The sequence below is a fragment of the Vicinamibacterales bacterium genome (assembly GCA_036504215.1).
GTDB lineage: Bacteria > Acidobacteriota > Vicinamibacteria > Vicinamibacterales > Fen-181 > FEN-299.
The window spans coordinates 93869-108621 of record DASXVO010000056.1; the positions used below are offsets into that span (position 1 = coordinate 93869).

Below are 14753 nucleotides of genomic sequence, written 5' to 3' on the forward strand. Positions count from 1 at the left end.
GATACCATCACCGATGATTTGAATCCGGTCCGCACCGACGGGCCGAAGGGTTTCCCAGTCCGATCATGAGCGAGATGTCATCAACACCGGGCGGTCCGAGCCTGCCTTCGGGCACTCCGGCCGACGAGGTTCCGCAATACCGGCCGCGCGAGCGGTACTGGCCGTACGTGGACGTGCCGGAAGAGCCGACCGACGAGGAAGTAGCGGCGCTCGACCCGGCCCTTCGCCAGGAACTGTTCGGCGTCGAGCAGACCGAATTCTCGGTGACCGTGGTGTTCCCGCGCTTCGACGGCCCCGTGTACGGGCAGGCCGTCGAACTGGCCCGAAAGTCGTTCGACTATCGGGAAACCGGTACGGGCGAGCGGTTCCGCCACCGGGCACGCTACCGACCGGGCGACGTGACGGGCTTGCGGGCGCTCTGGAACGTGGTCGGAGATCTCGACGCCGCCGAGGTGCTGGTGGATGATCGCCCAGTCCCGTATGCTCGCGAGCTCTGGCTCCCGCTGTTCTGGTTTCTTCTGATGCGATAACCGCCAGGGAGCGCCGTGTCCGAACACACCGAGCTCGAACGCGATCTTCGGCTGCTCGAGGCGACGCTGCGCAAACTCGAAATCGAGTACAACATGTACTTCGCCGGGCAGCTTCCCAAGCCGCCCTGGGACACCCGGCGCCGCGTCGAAAGCATCCTCCGGCGCTACGACCGCGCCTACATCCAAAGCTATGTCGATCGGTTCCGTCTGACGACCCTGCAGTCCCGATTCGCGGTGTTTGCGGATCTGTGGGACCGCGGGCTGCGGGCGCGCGAGGAAGGCCGCCCGGGGCCGTTCTACAAGCCTCCGCGCGAGGAGAGCCCGGGCGAAGAGCAGAAACGTCCGCCAAGCGGCGACCACATCCTGCTGGTGGCGACCGTCGCCGACCCGTCCGCCGAGCCCGACAAGGTGGAGGCGATCTACGAATCCCTCGTCACGGCCCGCCGCGAGGTGGGGATTGAAGACCCGTTTCCGTTCCACAAGTTCGTGCAACTGGTGAAGGGGCAGATCACCCGGCTCAAACACGCCGGCAGCCAGGAGGTCGCCTTTCGGGTGGCGGTCAAGGAGGGGAAAGTCACCTTCACGGCAAAAGGTCTGAAGACGGAGGTAGCGCCCGATTAGCGGATGGTGGTTGGTCGAGAGTGGCGAAGGGAACACGAGCCGGGGATGCGCGGGCGGGATATCGGGCGCCCGACCTGGCGGGCGCCCGGGGTGTTGGCGCTACACCTTGATGACGTTGCCGGCCTGCGGGCCCTTGGGGCCGTCAACGATCTCGAACTCAACGGCTTGGCCTTCCTCCAGCGACCGGAACCCGCCATTACTCTGAATTGCCGAGTAGTGGACGAACACGTCGCTGCCACCGTCGCGTTCGATGAACCCGTAGCCCTTCGCGTTGTTGAACCACTTGACCTTGCCTGTGATGCGCATTCGTTCCCTGCCTTGCAAAGGTGCGGCGCCTGGGGCCGCCCTACTAACCGACCCCCGCGTTACGCGGTAATCCCGGGGGCACAAAAAAAGCCGCTCAACACGCGGCTCGACGCCAAGGCCCGAGCAATGCCGGCGCCATATGGCATGATACCGGGCTGTCCGGATGAGTGTCAAGAAGACGAGCGGAGTCCAGATGAAGAACGCAATGCCCCGAGCGCTCCTGAGTGTGTCCGACAAGGGCGGCCTTGCCGCGTTCGCCCAGGCGCTGGATGAACGCGGGTACGAATTGGTCTCCACCGGCGGGACGGCTCGAGCCCTCGCCGAGGCAGGGCTGACGGTCACATCTGTCTCGGAGGTGACCGGGTTTCCCGAGATGCTGGATGGCCGGGTGAAGACGCTGCACCCGGCGGTGCACGGCGGCATCCTGGCGCGCCGGTCCCGCCCTGATGACCTCTCGGCGATTGCGCACCACGGCATCCAGCCCATCGACGTGGTCGTTGTCAACCTGTATCCGTTTGCCCGCGCGGCGGCCGACGCGGACACGGTGTTCGACGCGCTCGTCGAGGAGATCGATATTGGCGGGCCGAGCCTGGTTCGGGCAGCGGCAAAGAACTTCCGCGACGTGCTGGTGGTCGTCTCGCCGAACGACTACGACGAGGTGATCGAGCAACTGTCGAAGACGGGGGGGCCTTCACCGGAGTTTCGTCTGGCGCTGGCGCGGAAGGCCTTCGCCCACACCGCCGAGTATGACGGGGCCATCGCGGCCGAACTGGAGAAGGTCCGTTTGGCGGACGCCGGGTTCGAACGGGTGCCCGGGACCGGCGGGTTGCCGGGGCGACTGATGCTGAACGCCGCGAAGGCCAGGGACCTTCGCTACGGCGAGAACCCCCACCAGTCGGCGGCCTGGTATCGACGCGAGGGCGCGGGACGATTGGACATCCTGCAGGGGAAGGAACTGTCGTTCACCAACCTGCTCGACCTCGACTCGGCCGCCCGCATCGTGTGGGAGTTCGACGAACCGGCAGCCGTCGTCATCAAACACACCAACCCGTGCGGGGCGGCAACCGGCCGGTCGCTGGCCGAGGCCTACGTCTCGGCGCGCGAAGCCGATCCGCTGTCGGCGTACGGTGGCATCGTGGGCCTCAACCGGCCCGTGGACGTCGCGACCGCTCAGGCCATCGTCTCCACGTTCATCGAGGCGATTGTGGCGCCCGGCGTGGACGAAGCCGCGCTGCCCATCCTCGCCGGCAAGAAGAACATGCGGGTCGTGGCCGCCGACCTCCAGGGGGCGTTCGCGGCGGGGCATCGGCATCTCGACATCCGATCGATATTCGACGGGCTCCTCGTCGAGGAGCGCGACGTGGTGAACGAGGCGCGGGCCGCGTGGCCGCCGTCGGGCGGCGAGGCCGTACGTCGTGAAGCCACCGAGACCTTGCGTGTGGTCACGCGCCGGCAGCCCACCGCGTCCGAGTGGCAGGGGTTGCGATTCGCGTGGCGCATCTGCGCGCACGTGAAGTCGAACGCCGTGATCTTCACGACCTCCGATCGGACGCTGGCGATCGGCGCGGGGCAGATGAGTCGTGTGGACGCGGTCCACGTCGCGAAGATGAAGGCGGCAGAACGCCAGGGCGCGACCGCGGCCGGTCAGGCGCTGCTCATCGGAAGCATGGCGGCGTCGGACGCCTTCTTCCCGTTCCGCGACGGCCTCGATGCGGTGGCGGCAGCGGGTGCGACGGCAGTGATCCAGCCCGGTGGGTCGGTTCGCGACGCCGAGGTCATCGCGGCGGCCGACGAGCACGGCCTGGCGATGGTGTTCACCGGGAGGAGGCACTTCCGACACTGACTCGGCGGCCGCAGGCAGCCCGCGGGAATCTCCTGCACCTTCTGCGCACGGGCTACACCCCCGCGACCGCCTCCACCAGTTCGTCTCGCGTGAGCGTTGCGGGTCCGAACTTCGCGACCACCACGCCGGCGGCGTGGTTGGCGAGGTTGCAGGCATCGGCCAGGCTCGAGCCTGCGGCCAGGGACAGGGCTGTGGTCGCGATGACCGTGTCGCCGGCGCCGGTGACGTCGGCGACCTCGCGTGCTGCGGCCGGGAAGTGCAGGGCCTGGTGGACGTCGAGCAGGCACATGCCGTGCTCGCCCCGTGTGATGAGGACGTGCTCGCAGCCGGCGCGTTCGCGAAACAGCGTCGCGGCCTCCACCGCGTCCTCGGGCGTGCGAATCCGTCGGTGCGTGGCGATCTCCGCCTCGTGGTGGTTCGGCGTGATGAGCGTGGCGCCCTGGTAGTAGTTGAGGTGAGGGATCTTGGGGTCGACGAGCACCGGGATCCCGTGCTTGCGTCCTGCAGCGATCACTCGTGTCATCAGCGCGCGGGACACGGCACCCTTCAGGTAGTCCGAAACCAGGATGACGTTCGCGCTACCCGCGAGCCGGTCGATCTGCGCCGTCAGCGCCAGTTCCGTCTCGCCGCTCGTCTCGTGGTCGCTCTCGTAGTCGATCCTGGCCACCTGCAGGTTGCGCGTCGTCACGATCCGCAGCTTCGTTGTCGTCCGGCGCGACGAGTCCGTGACGAGGCCCGACGTTCCGACGCCGCAGTCGATCAGCAGGTGGCGGAGGCGATGCCCCGCTCCGTCTGCGCCCGTCAGCCCCACGAGTTCGACCGCACCTCCGAGCGCCCGCACGTTGTTCGCGACGTTCGACGCGCCGCCGACGCGGTACTCGTCGTGTTCGTACTCCACGACCGGCACGGGCGCTTCCGGCGAAATCCGGTTCACGCGGCCGACGACGAACTGGTCGAGCATCACGTCGCCGACGATGAGCACCGAGGATGAGGAGAAGCGGTCGATCGCGCGGCGGAGCTGGTCGTAGGTCGAAGGCATAGATGTGTTGCCTAGGAACACGGGCCTCTCGCCCGTCGCTAGGTCTTCTCCAGTGGAACCTTCGTTTCGCCCGTCGTGATGATTTCCGGGTCACGCTCGCGGGCCGCCGCCCACGGCAGCGTGAGCAGGACGAGCAGCATCATCAGGAACTCGGAGTCGCCGAAATTGTACTCGAACAGCCCGGCGCCCATCATGGCCACGAGTGCGCCCAGGCCAGCGGCCGCCAGGTAGCGCGGCCTGTCGTTCCGCAGCTTTCTCCAGAGTCCGATGGCGGCGGAGACCACGAACCAGAACCACACCGCCAGCGCCGGCAATCCGCGCTCGGCGGCAATCTGCAGCGGCACGTTGTGCAGGTGCGGCGGCGTCAGGTCGACGGCATTCGACTGACGGTAGGTGGGGTAGATCTTCTTCAGGAGGTTCGGGCCGACGCCGGTCAGCGGGTAGCGCGCGACGATCTCCTTGCCTGCTTCGAGCATCGCGACGCGGTCGCGATTGGTGGGGTCCTTCAGGCTGAACATCGAGTACGCGCGGTCGGTGATGGCGGCGGGCGCGACGGCAATGAAGAGTGCGGCTACGACCGGGAGCACGGCCAGCAGCCGACGGTCCTTGAGCAGGAGGAGCAGACCGACGCCCGCGCATGCGCCGACCCAGGCGCTCCGCGTGAACGTGAGAGCGAGCGCCACGACGAGGGCAGGCAGAATCAGCGCGGGCCAGATCCAATCGCGACGCTCGTAGAGCAGCCGTGCGGCCGCTGAGCAGATGACGAGCATCAACAGTCCGGCGTACGTCATGTAGTGGCCCAGGGTGCCACGCGGCCGCTGGCCGAGCCAGTCGTAGTTCAACACCCCATACTGGAACACGCCGACGATCGCGCTGATGGCGCCGACCGTGAGGATGACCTGCATCACGGTGGTGGCACGGCGGCCGCCGGCAATCGAATACGTGGCGGGCACGACGAGAAAGAGCAGCATCTGCTTGGCCGCGCCGAGGCTCGTGAACGGCTCGAGCGAGAAGGCGGTGGCGACGAGTGAGACGGCTGCGTACGCGAGCAGTGCCCAGAACCAGGGTGGCACCGACGGGCGTTCACGTCGCACGATCAGCGAGGCCAGCCAGGTGACGAGCGTCACGGCCAGCAGGCTCTCCGCGATGGCAATCGAGAACTGCACCGTGGCGACGAACGCGAGCAGGGCGATCAGCATCACCTGGTCGAGCCGGCCGTGGTTCCGCGGCGCCGTGTCTTCAGTCGTCATAGATACTCGGGGGCATTGGGGTCGGGACCAATCAGTCGCGACCGATGGCAATTCCGAGATTCGCGATTGCTCGTTCCGCGGCCTCGGCGACCTGTTGGGGGGTGATCAGGCCCAGGCAACGGAAGTCTCCCGGCTCGCACCGGCGCTGATCGCAAGGCCGGCACGGAAGATCCGTGACTTCGAGCGACTCGGTCACGAAGCGCGCCGGCCGGAACGGCGCCGAGCGCGCGGCCAGCGTCGGCCCGTACACCCCGACGATCGGCACACCACTCGTTCCCGCCACGTGCAGCGGTCCGCTGTCACCCCCGATGAACAGCGACGATACGTCCATCAACGCACGCAGTTCGCCGAGGTTGAAGTCGATTCCCTCGACGATCGCCGCACCCAGTGCGCCGAGTTCGGCGCGCGCCGCGCGCCCGACGGTCGCGGCTGCCTCATGCTCCGACGGGCCGGACATGACAATCACCCGTCGTTGAGGGTCGCGCCGGACGAGCAGCGTCAGCAGCGTGACGAACGCGGGGGGCGGCCAGCGGCGAAACGGGTTCCCGGCGCTGACGTGGATCACAATCGGTCGCCCTCGCGCGGGGTCGATTCCGGCAGAGGCCAACTTGGCGCCCACCGACGCGATGGCAGCCGCTGACGGCCGCATCTCTGTTCCATCCTGCTCCGGATCCGGCGCCGGGATGCCGAGCGGCGCGATCAGGTCCCACTGATTCATCACGGAGTGGCGGGGCCGGAGCGCCCGCGCGCGCGGCACACGCTCAGTGTACATCCAGCTCCGTCCCGTGATCGTGTATCCAATGCGCCGCGGTGCCCGCGTCGCCCAGGCGAGCAGCGCGCTCCTCGGTCCGCCGTGCAGGTCGATGACCAGGTCGTATCGATTCGTGTAGAGCCGGCGCGCGAGCGCGACATCGGCCGTGAGCCGGCCCCGGGACTCCGGCCGGGCGGCGACGATGACCTCGTCGAGGTGCGGATTATCCGCGACGACCGGCGCCGCGTGCGGCTCCACCAGATACGCGAGGCGGCTGGCCGGACAGTGCCGCCGAACCGCGCGGATGATCGGCGTCGTGAAGACGACGTCTCCGATCAGGCGCAGGCGGATGAGGAGGATGTTCACCGCGGCTCAGTCTTCGACCTTGGCCTCTTCGACGAGCATCACCGGGATGTTGTCGTCGCCGACCGGGTAGACGCGGTGGCACTGGGGGCACTTCAGGCCGGTCCCGTCGTGGACCGGCTGCACTGGCTGATGGCACTCCGGGCAGACGAGAATCTCGAGCAGTTCAGGGTCGACAGGCACGTGTCCTCCTTGTGTCTGGAGGAACTATACCAAAACGGCCCGCCCCTATCCGTTCCCGGCCTTTTATGGAACAATCGAGCCGATGATCCTCTCCATGTTCATCGGCGGCTGGCTGCTGGCGGGTTCCGGTCTGGCGGACGGGCTTCCCGTGGCGGCTTGGGCGACGCAGGCGCCGATCAAGACCCAGGCAGCCCAGGGCCTCTCGGCCCCGACCCCGCCGAACGCCGACGCCTACTATCAGTTCCTGCTGGGGCGACACTTCGAATCCGAGGGTGACGCGGACGCTGCGATTGCGGCGTACAAGGAAGCGGTCCGCCTGGACCCGAAGTCACCAGCGATCCAGGCCGAACTCGGCGGGGCCTACGCCAGGCAGAATCGCGTTCGCGAGGCGATCGACGCGGCCGACGCCGCACTGGGGCTCGACCCGGACAACGCCGAGGCGCACCGGGTGCTCGGGATCGTGTATGCGAGCCTGGCCCGGGTGGAGGATCCGTCCACGCGCGCCGACTCCGATTCGAAGGCCTACGCCGCCAAGGCGGTGGCCCACCTCGAGGCGGCGAGAAAGACCACTCTTCTGCCGCAGTCGGGCATGGACCTGATGCTCGGCCGCCTCTACCTGCGGACGGGCGAGGCGGAGAAGGCGATCGGTCTGCTCACCCCCGTCGTGACGGATGAAGCCGGGCGGCCAGAGCCGGTCGAATTGCTGCTCCAGGCGTACGCGCAGGCAGGACGATCAGACGATGTGGTGAAGCTGCTGGAAGCGACCGTGGCCGAGCAGCCGCAGTTCTATCCCATGCTCGGCGAGGCATACGAGCGCCAGCAGCGGTGGAATGATGCTGCCGAGGCGTACGAGAAGGGCGTCGCGCGCAATCCCAAGAGCCTCGAGTTGAAGACGCGCCTGGCGATAGCGCTGCTGTCGGGCGGGGATGCCACGAAGTCCGGGCGTGCACTGTCTGTGCTCGAACAGGTTCGGCAGGCGAACCCCGGAGATTCCCGCGTGTTGTACCTGTTGTCACAGGCACAGCGAACGGCCGGGAAGCTGGATGATTCGGAGAAGACCGCGCGTGAGTTGCTGGCCGTCGCCCCCGCGTCGTTGACCGGGCCGTACGCGCTGGCGCTCGTGCTCGAGCAGAAGCAGCAGTACCGTCAGGTGGTCGCGGTGCTCGAGCCGGCGGTCGCCAAGCCGCCCAACCGGGGCGCGAGCGGCATCGAGATTACGCCGCTATTCGTCCATCTGGGCTTCGCGTACGTCGAGCTTGCCGACTACGACAAGGCTGTTGCCACGTTCGAGCGCGCCCGCGCCTCGTCGCCGGGCAACACCGCCATCGACATCTACGTCATGCAGGCGCACCTTGCGGCGCGGCGCTACCCGGCGGTGATCGAGGCGGCGCGGGCGTGGCTCGCCGCGCATCCTGGAGATCAGCGCGTGCTCCGCCTCCAGTCCGAGGCGCTGCGACAGACGGGGCAGGGGGATGAAGGCGCGCGTCTGCTGACCGGTGCCCTCGACTCGCATCGCGGCGACGTGTCGGCGTACCTCGCGCTCGCCGAGTACTACATGCAGGTCGGGCGACTCGAACCGGCCGCCCGTGTGCTGCGCGAGGCGCAGGAGCAGTTCCCGTCGAATCTCACCGTGACGTTCCAACTCGGGGCCGTGTACGAAAGAGGGAAGCGGTTTGCCGACGCCGAGCGCACGTTCCGCCAGGTGCTGGCGAAGGACCCGCTGCACGCGCAGGCCTTGAACTATCTCGGGTACATGCTGGCCGACCGCGGCGACCGGCTCGACGAATCGCTCGGCTACATCAAGCGGGCGCTTCGGACCGATCCCTACAACGGCGCGTACCTGGACAGCCTCGGCTGGGTGTATTTCAAGCTGAACAAGTTGGGCCTCGCGGAAACCAACCTGCGGCAGGCGGCCGAACAGCGGGTGCGCGATTCCGCCGTTCAGGATCACCTGGGTGACCTGCTCTTCAAGCTGGGACGCTACCGGGAGGCCGCGTCGGCCTGGAAGCGCGCGCTCGAGGGCGACGGCGAGCAGATCGACAAGGCGGCGATCGATCGCAAGCTCCGGTCGGCCCTCGACCGGGCTGAGAAGCAGTGACGCCCCGCTCGGCTGGGGCCGCAGCGGGCGTGCTCCTTGCCGCGCTGTCCGCAGCGTGCGCACCGCGGGGCCTCGCACTGCCTGCGGGCGACGGCCAGGCGTTTCCGGACTTTTCGCCGGCGTTCGTGCAGGCCACCGCCGGGTGTCGGGCGGTGCGGACGCTGTCGGCGGAACTGGCAATCACCGGCCGGGTCGGCGGCGGGAATCTGCGAGGGCGCGCCACGGTTGGTCTCGCCGCGCCGGGACGCATTCGACTCGAAGGCATCGCGCCGTTCGGCCCGCCGGTGTTCGTGCTGGTGGCTGACGGCGCCAGTGCGATGCTGCTCCTCCCGCGCGACAATCGCGTCGTGCGCGACACGTCGCCGGCGGCGATCCTCGAGGCGTTGGTCGGAATCGAACTCGGCCCCGATGAGCTGCTGGCGATTCTGGCGGGTTGCGTGGCGCCGGATCCGCAGGCGACCGGGGCGCATCGGTTTTCGGGCGGTTGGGCCCGGGTGGACCTGGCCTCCGGTGGAGCGGTGTTCCTTCAGCAGGACCGCCAACAGGCGTGGCGCCTGCGCGCGGGCGTTCGTCCGCGGATGACGGTGGAGTACGACCTGGGGGCCGGTCCGGTTCCGGCGGTGGCGCGCGTGCGGTTCGACCCGGACGGGGCGACCGCGGCCGGCCTGCGCATCGCCGTCGCCCAAGCGGATATCAACGTGCCACTTGGCGCGGACGTGTTCGCCGTGAAGGTTCCCCCCGACGCCCGGGCGATGAGCGTGACCGAACTGCGGAACGCCGGGCCGCTGGGAGCAAAGAGGTAGACCCTCGGCTCCCGGCTCTGGGCCAGGAGCCGGCCGAGAGCCGAGGAGTCTGGCGCCGAGAGCCGACGATGTCCAGTTTCACCTATCACGCCCACGCGAAGGTCAATCTCAGCCTGAGGGTCATGGGACGTCGTCCCGACGGCTTCCATGAATTGAAGACGGTGTTCCAGTCGCTGGCCCTGCACGACACGCTGACATTCGAGCCGTGCGAGGGCCCGCTCACGCTCGACTGCCGCACACCCGGGATTCCGTTGGACAGCCGCAACCTGATCGTGCGTGCAGCGCAGTTGATTTGGCGAGAGGGAGCCGGCCGCGGTGGCGAGCCGGACGGCGTGCGCGTGACGTTGTCCAAGCGGGTCCCGGCGCAGGGCGGGCTGGGTGGTGGGAGTTCCGACGGCGCGGCGGCGCTCGTGGCGTTCGACCGATGGTGGGGCACCCATCTGCCGCGCACCGCGCTGTTCGCGCTTGGCGCCCGTCTTGGCGCCGACGTGCCGTTCTTCCTGTGCGGGGGCACCGCGCTCGGCCTCGAACGTGGGGACGAGATCTATCCGCTGGTGGACGCGACGGCGCGCTGGGTGGTACTGGTCTTCCCGCCCTTCGGCGTCTCCACGCCGGATGCGTTCCGGTGGTTCGACGAGGACAACGACGCACGCAGGGACACCGGCGTCGCCCTAATCGACACGGCGAAGGACCCCCGCGCCAGCCTGTTGCCGTGCGGTGCGAGCCTCCTGGCCTGCGACCAGATCGTCAACGACCTCGAGCCGCCGGTCACCCGCCGCCATCCCGAGATCGGCCACGTGCGTCGCCTCCTCGAACTGGCGGGCGCTGAAGACACGGCCATGACCGGCAGCGGCTCGACCGTCTTTGGTCTGTTCACCGTCAAGGTCGATGCACGCGGCGCCGCCGACCGCCTGACCGCCGCCGGCTGGAGTGCGCTCGTGACCCGGACGGCGACCAGGCGGCAGGCTCGCCTGCTTGTCTGATCCGTCTCCTCTCGTATACACTAACTGTTTGCGCCGCCGTTGTCGGGCCACGCCTTGGGGTACGTCTGCCTGGAGGGTACGCGCGGCAGCCGGCGACGGGTGATGGGGCGTGGCCAAGTGGTAAGGCTCGGGACTTTGGATCCCGCATCGAAGGTTCGAATCCTTCCGCCCCAGCCATGACGCGACGCAGAGGACCCCCGGGAGGATGTGAGGATGCACGGCTCGAGGGTGCGGGCATGAGGATGGCTTTCGCGGAGCTGAAAGTCTTTTCCGGCAGCGCACATCCCGAACTGGCCGCGGAAATTGCGGGTCATCTCGGGATTCCCATCGGTCAGGCGCGACTGAGCCGCTTTCCGGACACCGAGGTGTCGTTCCAGATTGACGAGAACATCCGCGGCACGGATGTGTTCGTGGTGCAGCCCACGAGCCCCCCGGTCGATCAGCATCTCGTCGAGCTGTTGATCATGATCGATGCGTTCCGCCGGTCGTCGGCCGCGCGCATCACGGCGGTGATTCCGTACTACGGCTACGCGCGGCAGGACCGCAAGGACAAGCCGCGGGTGCCGATCTCGGCGAAGCTCGTCGCGAACGTGTTGAGCGCCGCGGGGGCGAACCGGGTGCTGACCATGGACCTGCACAAGGCGCAGATCCAGGGCTTCTTCGACATTCCGGTCGATCACCTGTTCGCCGCGCCGGTCATCATCGAGCACCTGGCGCGTCAGCGGCTGCCGAACCTGACGATCGTGGCGCCGGACGCCGGGGGTGCCGAGCGCGCGCGCGCCTACGCTAAGCGGCTCGGGGCGGAACTGGCGGTCGTGGACAAGCGCCGCTCGCAGGAAACGGGCGCGGCGGAGGTGATGAACGTCATCGGTGGCGTCGAGGGTCGCACCTGCATCCTCCAGGACGACATCGTCGACACCGCTGGGACGATGCAGAAGGCGGCACTGGCGCTGAAGAAGAACGGCGCCGAACGCGTGGTGGCGTGCGCGGTGCACGGCGTGCTGTCCGGGCCCGCGATCGCCCGCATCGAGCAGTCGCCGATCGAGAAGATGATCGTCACCAACACGATCCGCCTGGACGACCAGCGGGCGCGGTGCGACAAGATCGTGGTGTTGTCGGTGGCGCGCCTGCTCGCGCAGGCGATCCGGAGCATCCACGAGGAGAGTTCGGTTTCATCGTTGTTTGTGTAGCATTCCCCGCGCGTCGCACGTCGCCGGGCGCCTGGAAGGACAGGATTGACACATGGAAGCCATACTTGAAGCCGTCAAGCGGGATCGGTTCGGCAAGAACGAGGCAGGGCGCATCCGGCGTGAAGGGCGGCTCCCCTCGGTGCTCTACGGGGGCGTGAAGGACGAATCGGGCAAGCCCGAGGCGCTGCCGATTTCGATCGAACCGAAGGACCTGATGCGCATCCTGCACTCGCAGTCGGGCGCCAACACCCTGATCACCTTGAAGGTCGACGACCAGTCGCCGATGGTGATGCTGAAGGAATACCAGCTCGACCCCGTCACGCACCACCTCCTGCACGCCGACTTCTACCGCATCGCGATGGACAAGGCGATCCAGGTCACCGTTCCCATCGTGCTGCGCGGCGAGGCGCCGGGCGTGAAGCAGCAGGGCGGCCTGCTCGACTTCGTCCACCGCGAGATCGAGATCGAGTGCCTGCCGGGCGACATCCCCGAGCACATCGAGGTGGACGTGTCGAACCTCATGCTGGGCCAGAGCGTGCGCCTGCGGGAGATCACCGAGAGCGTCAAGTGGAAGCCGTTGGCCGAGGTGGATCTCATGCTGATCCACATCGTCGCCCCGAAGGCCGAGGCCGAGCCGACGCCGGCCGAGGGTGAAGTGGCGGCCGTGCCGGCTGAGCCAGAGGTCATCAAGAAGGGCAAGACCGACAAGGAAGAGGAAGCGGAACCCGAGACGAAAGCCAAGAAGTAGCCGCGGGCGGCTCGATGAAGCTGATTGTGGGGCTCGGCAACCCGGGGAAGAAGTACCGCGACACGCGCCACAACATTGGCTTCGCGATCGCGGACGAATTGGCGCGGCGGTTCGGGACGACATTCGAGGCCGCGCCGGCCGAGGCGCTGATGGCGCGCGCCCGGTCGTTCGGTCCCGAGGGGACGCTGCTCCTCAAGCCGCTGACGATGATGAACCTCAGCGGCTTCGCGGTGTCGGAACTGGCCCGTTACTTTCGGATCGCGATCGGCGATCTGCTCGTGGTCGCCGACGACGTGAACCTGCCGCTCGGACGGTTGCGTGTGCGACCGGGCGGGTCGGCGGGTGGGCACAACGGCCTCCGGTCGATCATCGAGCAGTTGGGGACGCAGGAATTCGCGAGGCTGCGTGTGGGCGTCGGTCGCGGCGATCCTCGACGGGACCTGGCCGACTACGTCCTGGCCGGGTTCGACGCGGACGAGCGACCGGTGGTGACCGAGTCGATCGGGCGCGCGGCTGACGCGAGTGAGATGTTCGTCGCCGAGGGCATCGAGCGGGTGATGAACCGCTTCAACGGCCCGGCCGACGATGTGTCCGAGTAGGGGCGGGCCTCCGTGCCCGCCCAAGTGAGAGGACTCCAGCCGACTGTCAATCCAACCCTGTATTGACCCATCGGCTCCTTGCCACCGTGTGGTGGCCGTTGCTCGTTGACGTCCAGAAGGAGAATCATGAGCGCAACGCGACAGTACGAACTCGTCTACATTGTCTCGCCCGACGCGAGCGAGCAGGAGGTCACCGATCTGCACACGCAGGTCGAGGCCCAGATCGCCCGCATCGGCGGCGAACTGGTGAAGTCCGAGAACTGGGGCCGCCGCAAGATGGCCTACGAAATCGGGCCGCACAAGGAAGGTGTCTACGTCCTCGAGCTGATCAACGGTTCCGGCGAGCTGATGAAGGAGCTCGAGCGGCGCCTGCGGGTCAGTGAGAAGGTCCTGCGCTACCTCGTCGTCCGCGTGGACGAGGAGTTGCGGGCTGCCGAGCGCACCCGCTCGCGGCGGAAGGTCCGGACCGGGCCTCCCGGAGGCGAGGGAATGGGCCACGGAAGTGACTACTCTGACAGCGGCGACGACCGCGATGACGCGGAGGTATAGCAATGGCGGACGAACAGAGACGAGGTGGTGGTGGCGGGCGTGGCCGTGGAAGCGCGTCGCGCAATGCAGACAAGGGAACCGGGCAGCGGCGATCGCTCTTCCGCCGCCGCAAGGTGTGCAAGTTCTGCTCCGAGAAGATCGACTACATCGACTACAAGGACGTGCGGATGCTGATGCCGTTCGTGCCGGATCGCGGCAAGATCCTGCCGCGCCGAATCTCGGGCGTGTGCGCGCCGCACCAGCGCGCGCTGCAGACGGCCATCAAGCGGGCCCGTCAGCTCGCCCTCGTGCCCTACGTGACGGACTGAGAGGTGACGGACCATGGAAGTCATTCTGCGTGAACACATCGACAACCTGGGCCGCCGCGGCGACGTGGTGAAGGTGGCGGACGGCTACGCCCGCAACTTCCTCCTGCCGCGCAAGCTGGCCCTGCCCGTCAACGAGCAGAACCGCCGGCAGATCGAGCGCGAGCGCAAGGTCGCCGAGGCGCGCGAGCTGGCCGAGCGCCAGGATGCGGAAGCGATCGCCGCGAAGCTGGCGGCGGTCGAGATCGTCCTGGCCCGCCGCGTGGGCGAGAACGATACGCTCTACGGGTCGGTGACCTCGGCGGACATCGCCGACGCGCTGGCCGAGAAGCAGTTCGACATCGAGAAGCGGAAGATCGTTCTGCACGAACCGCTGAAGGCCATCGGCGAGTTCGAGGTGCCGGTCAGGATCCACCACGACGTGCCGGCGCACGTCAAGGTCAAGATCGTGGCGCTTGGCGCCGAGCACGCGGCTCCGGCCGCACCGGCGGCACCGCCAGCGCCAGCCGAATAGGTTGACAGGCGCAGGGGCGGGCCGCGAGCCCGCCCTTCACGCCTGTAACCGTTGTTGACGGGCGGCCATGAGGGTCGC

Annotated in this window: 17 protein-coding genes and 1 tRNA gene; 13 read left to right on the plus strand and 5 right to left on the minus strand. The window is 68.0% G+C overall.

The features are described from left to right. Window positions 1-74: 74 nt before the first annotated feature. Both VGK32_16690 and VGK32_16695 read left to right on the plus strand, forming a co-directional pair. On the plus strand, window positions 75-530 hold the full coding sequence (locus VGK32_16690) for a hypothetical protein (protein HEY3383412.1): 456 nt from the start codon (window positions 75-77) through the stop codon (window positions 528-530). A 15-nt stretch (window positions 531-545) separates the two neighbouring features. Continuing rightward, entirely contained in the window at window positions 546-1151 is a 606-nt protein-coding gene (locus VGK32_16695; protein ID HEY3383413.1) for an MXAN_5187 C-terminal domain-containing protein, read from the plus strand. A 99-nt stretch (window positions 1152-1250) separates the two neighbouring features. On the opposite strand, the gene VGK32_16700 is transcribed toward VGK32_16695, so the two are convergent. Then, on the minus strand, window positions 1251-1457 hold the full coding sequence (locus tag VGK32_16700) for a cold shock domain-containing protein (protein ID HEY3383414.1): 207 nt from the start codon (window positions 1455-1457) through the stop codon (window positions 1251-1253). A gap of 205 nt (window positions 1458-1662) precedes the next feature. Between VGK32_16700 and purH the strand changes: the two genes are divergently transcribed. Then, window positions 1663-3300 carry a bifunctional phosphoribosylaminoimidazolecarboxamide formyltransferase/IMP cyclohydrolase gene (gene purH, locus VGK32_16705; GenBank protein HEY3383415.1) on the plus strand — a complete coding sequence of 546 codons (1638 nt, stop codon included), beginning with the start codon at window positions 1663-1665 and terminating at the stop codon, window positions 3298-3300. Window positions 3301-3352: 52 nt separating this feature from the next. On the opposite strand, the gene rfaE1 is transcribed toward purH, so the two are convergent. The 4 genes from rfaE1 to VGK32_16725 are packed head-to-tail and all read right to left on the minus strand — an operon-like array spanning window position 3353 to window position 6886. Next, a complete protein-coding gene (gene rfaE1 / locus VGK32_16710) occupies window positions 3353-4339 on the minus strand; it encodes a D-glycero-beta-D-manno-heptose-7-phosphate kinase (protein ID HEY3383416.1) in 987 nt (328 codons plus the stop codon). Window positions 4340-4377: 38 nt separating this feature from the next. Continuing rightward, window positions 4378-5589, minus strand: coding sequence for an O-antigen ligase family protein (locus tag VGK32_16715; GenBank protein HEY3383417.1), 1212 nt, complete (start codon window positions 5587-5589; stop codon window positions 4378-4380). A gap of 31 nt (window positions 5590-5620) precedes the next feature. Next, window positions 5621-6706, minus strand: a complete 1086-nt coding sequence (locus VGK32_16720; GenBank protein ID HEY3383418.1) for a glycosyltransferase family 9 protein — start codon at window positions 6704-6706, stop codon at window positions 5621-5623. 6 nt (window positions 6707-6712) lie between these two features. Continuing rightward, window positions 6713-6886 (minus strand): Trm112 family protein, encoded by a 174-nt coding sequence (locus tag VGK32_16725; protein HEY3383419.1) that lies wholly within the window; start codon window positions 6884-6886, stop codon window positions 6713-6715. A gap of 82 nt (window positions 6887-6968) precedes the next feature. Here VGK32_16725 and VGK32_16730 point away from each other — a divergent pair, with 82 nt between their 5' ends. The 10 genes from VGK32_16730 to rplI all read left to right on the plus strand — a co-directional run bounded on the left by VGK32_16730 (window position 6969) and on the right by rplI (window position 14675). Continuing rightward, window positions 6969-8984: a tetratricopeptide repeat protein gene (locus VGK32_16730; protein HEY3383420.1), complete on the plus strand. Its 2016-nt coding sequence runs from the start codon at window positions 6969-6971 to the stop codon at window positions 8982-8984. Further along, the gene (locus VGK32_16735; protein ID HEY3383421.1) at window positions 8981-9787 is read left to right on the plus strand and encodes a hypothetical protein; all 807 of its coding nucleotides are present in this window, start codon (window positions 8981-8983) and stop codon (window positions 9785-9787) included. The genes VGK32_16730 and VGK32_16735 overlap by 4 nt, the downstream gene beginning before the upstream one ends. 68 nt (window positions 9788-9855) lie before the next feature. After that, a complete protein-coding gene (ispE, locus tag VGK32_16740) occupies window positions 9856-10770 on the plus strand; it encodes a 4-(cytidine 5'-diphospho)-2-C-methyl-D-erythritol kinase (GenBank protein ID HEY3383422.1) in 915 nt (304 codons plus the stop codon). A gap of 103 nt (window positions 10771-10873) precedes the next feature. Then, window positions 10874-10947, plus strand: a tRNA-Gln gene (locus VGK32_16745). A 59-nt stretch (window positions 10948-11006) separates the two neighbouring features. Beyond that, window positions 11007-11960, plus strand: a complete 954-nt coding sequence (locus tag VGK32_16750; protein ID HEY3383423.1) for a ribose-phosphate pyrophosphokinase — start codon at window positions 11007-11009, stop codon at window positions 11958-11960. Between the two features lie 52 nt (window positions 11961-12012). Next, entirely contained in the window at window positions 12013-12708 is a 696-nt protein-coding gene (locus VGK32_16755; GenBank protein HEY3383424.1) for a 50S ribosomal protein L25, read from the plus strand. A gap of 14 nt (window positions 12709-12722) precedes the next feature. Continuing rightward, window positions 12723-13307, plus strand: a complete 585-nt coding sequence (gene pth / locus VGK32_16760; protein HEY3383425.1) for an aminoacyl-tRNA hydrolase — start codon at window positions 12723-12725, stop codon at window positions 13305-13307. A gap of 126 nt (window positions 13308-13433) precedes the next feature. Further along, window positions 13434-13856: a 30S ribosomal protein S6 gene (gene rpsF, locus VGK32_16765; GenBank protein ID HEY3383426.1), complete on the plus strand. Its 423-nt coding sequence runs from the start codon at window positions 13434-13436 to the stop codon at window positions 13854-13856. Window positions 13857-13858: 2 nt separating this feature from the next. Then, complete coding sequence (gene rpsR, locus VGK32_16770) at window positions 13859-14164, plus strand: 30S ribosomal protein S18 (protein ID HEY3383427.1); 306 nt, start codon at window positions 13859-13861, stop codon at window positions 14162-14164. Between the two features lie 13 nt (window positions 14165-14177). Beyond that, a complete protein-coding gene (gene rplI / locus VGK32_16775; protein ID HEY3383428.1) occupies window positions 14178-14675 on the plus strand; it encodes a 50S ribosomal protein L9 in 498 nt (165 codons plus the stop codon). Window positions 14676-14753 lie beyond the last annotated feature (78 nt).